Origin of the sequence: Rhizobium sp. BK538 (genome assembly GCF_014197575.1) — a bacterium.
Classification (GTDB): domain Bacteria; phylum Pseudomonadota; class Alphaproteobacteria; order Rhizobiales; family Rhizobiaceae; genus Rhizobium.
The window spans coordinates 1-3335 of record NZ_JACIFT010000053.1 but is presented as its reverse complement, the minus strand read 5'-3'; the positions used below and the strand labels follow the sequence as shown (position 1 = coordinate 3335).

Sequence of the window (3335 nt, the reverse complement as noted above, 5' to 3'; positions counted from 1 at the left end):
ACGGCAACGGCTGCGGTCAACGTCATGGACGGCGGGCTCGGCAACGACACCTTCCGCTTCCTGTCGGCGGGCGCTGCCGATGGCGACACGATCCACGGGTTCCAGCCGGGCGACAAGATCGACTTTGCGGCCATCGACGCCAATACGGGCAGTGCCGGCGTGCAGCACTTCTCGCTTGCCGCTGGCGGTTCGCTGACGGCGGCCGGCCAGGTGGTGGTCACCCACGAGGTGCTGAACGGCGACGAGTTCACGGTGATCCACGGCAATGTCGACAGCAACACCGATGCCGATTTCGTGCTGATGCTGAAGGGCGACTACAACCTGACGGCCAGCGACTTCAACGGCGTCTCCTGAGGGGACGAGCGCGCCGCCCCGACCGGGTGATCCCGGTCGGGGACTTATCTGTTCAATGCGCCGGGTCCAGGCGACTGCGGCAGGGGGCTTTTGCAACATCATCCCTGGGCGCTCGGGCAATCGCGATGCCGTCGCACGATAGATGGGGCGGCGAATTGACAGGTATCCAATTCAAAATGGCGCTGATCGCGATGCTTGGACCTATGCTGGTGCCGCAAGCCATTGCCTCGATCATCACCAGTCCGAACGGCTCCGGCCAATCGATCGGAAAAAGCAAGGCTCCAGCATTTCCAAGGAACGCTGCTTTCTGATGCTCATTGATCTCGCCGAGGAACTCGACATTGGAATGACGTTTCACCATCGGCTCGACGACCGTTTCCCAGTAGGCCCGGTCGGCATTGTCGATCTTGGCGGCGATCTTCAGCTGCATGCCGACTTTTGCCGCGATCTCCATGGCGCGATCGGGTCGCTTTTCTGGCGAAATGCGGCCGAGAAACGCGAGGTAGTTGCCCTTTGGTTTTTCCGTGAAGGGCAGCAGATCGGCGGGTAGACCGTGGTAAACCGTCCCCGGGGCGTATAGAACGCGGCATCCGGTCCCGCCCCGGATCGTGCCCGCCAAGGTCGTGCGCACCGCGCTTCAGGATGCAGCCTCCGTCGCCGGCCTGCTGGTGACGACGGAGGCTATGATCGGCGAAAAACCGAAGAAGGAAGCCGCTCCGACGATCTCCGCCGGCCATACCGCTCGCGATTGACGCCGCTCTGGGCCGCCGTGAAGGCTTCAAGGTATTCGGTACCGACTACGAGACCGCGACGGCACCTGCGTCCGCGACTACATCCACGTGCTCGACCTTGCCGATGCGCATGTCCGCGCCGTGGAGCATCTGATGCGGGGTGGGGAGTCGGTCGCGCTCAATCTCGGCACCGGCACGGGAACAACGGTGAAGGAGTTGCTCGGCGCCATCGAACGCGTGTCCGAGCGGCCGTTTCCTGTGGAGTATGTCGGTCGCCGCGAGGGCGACTCGCACACGCTGGTTGCCAACAATGACAAGGCGCGGGAGATTCTCGGCTGGACACCACAATATGATTTGTCTCAAATCATCCGCTCGGCGTGGAACTGGCACGCGAAATCAAACCAGCACTGAAATTGTTACAAATGCCGTTGACCCGGATCTGGCGAGCAACAGGTCTTCATGCCCCCTTCGACAATACTGAAAGCTTTCGCCGAAACGGCACATCAAATACGAGATACACAATAGCCGACAGTCCGACGATAAAAACGGTTCCTACGACGATGACGGTGACCTGTCCCACCCAGGACAAATGAAGCTCAGTTGCGACAAAAGAGATTGCGCGAACCAGCGGATAGTGAACGGCGTAAACGGGATACGATAGATTGCCACACCACATTGCCACGCGCCGGGTCGCGGGGCCAAGCTTTGCACTAAGGCTGAAAAACACGACAGCCGGCATTATCACAGCAATACAAATTGCATCGAGCTCGGCCTTTGGAAGTCCTAGATCGGGAAGGAGCAAAATGGTGATCAAAACGATTGTCGCCAACGCAAAGCACTTGCTGGGTGCAAAATCGCGGTGTTTGTAAATCAGCAGGCCGATCGAAAATGACCAGATTACTCGCGGAAAGCCGTACCAGAATTCGCTCGGACGAAAACCAAAGTTGGCGTTGCCGGTCCTCACAATGGCTAACAGGAGCACAATCCCGCTGGCAGCGAGGACAAGCCACATCGCTGCTTGACCTATTCGTGCGCGTGCCCACATGGCGAATGCGATATTCACAAAAATCTCGAAGAATAGCGACCAGGTCGGGGTGTTTAGCGGGAAGACGGTTTGTTCCAAGGTTACAGTGTGCAGCATAGAGGTCTGCAATAAGGGAATCGCGGTGATGCCAAAGACGAATGCGATCGCGATATCAGTTAAATGTTGAAGCTCGTCACTGATCTCAGGCCTACCAAGCTCGATGAACGCAGCAATTGACGTGCCCACAAAAATCAGCGGGAGAAGCCTGATTAATCGCTTTCCGGTAAAGCCGCCCACAGGGAGGTTTCCGCTCTCCAGTGGCTTCCAATATGCACCGGCAATCACGAATCCGCTCAGAACGAAAAAGAAATCAACGGCAAGATAAGCATTTGGGGCAACATACGGCAGCTCGAGGCGCGTCACGAAGTGTTTGAGAACAACAACCAATGCCGCAACGCCGCGCAAAAGGTCCAGCCCAGCGTAGCGGTGGCTTTTCGATTCACCAGTTTCAATTGGCGCCAACAAATCTCGGGTTCTTGCAAAGTAACGGAGCCAGTGCATTGGGTCGTGCCTCTTCCGTTCTGATAGGAAAAACTAACTGTGCTCGATCGTTTGGGGACGCACGCCTTCATTCATCGACGCGACCGATTTTGAGGCGTCGAGGAAAGACCAAAGCCTGTGGTAGTGGTTGTCGGCTCAACTCGCATGGTGCCTCCAGGTCAAAGAAGCGCCTTTCTCGCTCAAGCTGAACAAGAAAGCGCGGGAGCTTCGAGCCACGATCAGACGTGGTGGACGTTGGGCCCATGTCTTCAAGTAAGTCCATTTGCTTGCCGTTGCCTCCGTCTCGTATAGAAAATCACCGTCTGGCCTGATCAGCTGCGGCCGAACTCGTCGACGATGCGGATGATATCGTCCTCTCCGAGATAGGATCCGGTTTGGACTTCGATCAGCTCGAGCATGATCTTGCCGGGATTGGCGAGGCGATGGACTTCACCAAGCGGAATGTAGACGGATTCGTTTTCCCTGAGCATCTGCACGTTCTCGCCGATGGTCACCTCGGCCGTACCTTTGACGACGACCCAATGCTCGGAACGGTGATGGTGCTTCTGCAGCGACAGTTTCTTGCCCGGTGTGACGAAGATGCGTTTGACTTGGAAGCGGTCGCCGTTCAGCACCGATGTATAGCCGCCCCAAGGCCGGTAAGAGGTCGGATGCGTCTCGGTGAG

4 protein-coding genes and 2 pseudogenes are annotated in these 3335 nt (G+C 57.6%); 3 read left to right on the top strand and 3 right to left on the bottom strand.

All coding sequences use genetic code 11. The features are described 5' to 3' along the window. On the top strand, window positions 1-354 hold a 354-nt coding region (locus FHX09_RS29250; RefSeq protein WP_184451110.1), incomplete at its 5' end, for a hypothetical protein. A 208-nt stretch (window positions 355-562) separates the two neighbouring features. Here FHX09_RS29250 and FHX09_RS29245 read toward each other — a convergent pair. After that, a pseudogene (locus FHX09_RS29245) lies at window positions 563-922 on the bottom strand (glycosyltransferase); the annotation flags it as partial. A gap of 40 nt (window positions 923-962) precedes the next feature. Here FHX09_RS29245 and FHX09_RS29240 point away from each other — a divergent pair. Together FHX09_RS29240 and FHX09_RS29235 are read left to right on the top strand one after the other, a co-directional pair. Next, a complete protein-coding gene (locus tag FHX09_RS29240; protein ID WP_183723284.1) occupies window positions 963-1106 on the top strand; it encodes a hypothetical protein in 144 nt (47 codons plus the stop codon). Then, a pseudogene (locus FHX09_RS29235) lies at window positions 1087-1496 on the top strand (GDP-mannose 4,6-dehydratase); the annotation flags it as partial. The gene FHX09_RS29240 and the pseudogene FHX09_RS29235, both read left to right, overlap by 20 nt. A 46-nt stretch (window positions 1497-1542) precedes the next feature. On the opposite strand, the gene FHX09_RS29230 reads toward FHX09_RS29235, so the two are convergent. Next, entirely contained in the window at window positions 1543-2670 is a 1128-nt protein-coding gene (locus tag FHX09_RS29230; RefSeq protein ID WP_210301608.1) for an acyltransferase, read from the bottom strand. 311 nt (window positions 2671-2981) lie between these two features. Continuing rightward, on the bottom strand, window positions 2982-3335 hold a 354-nt coding region (locus FHX09_RS29225), incomplete at its 5' end, for a cupin domain-containing protein (protein ID WP_184451106.1).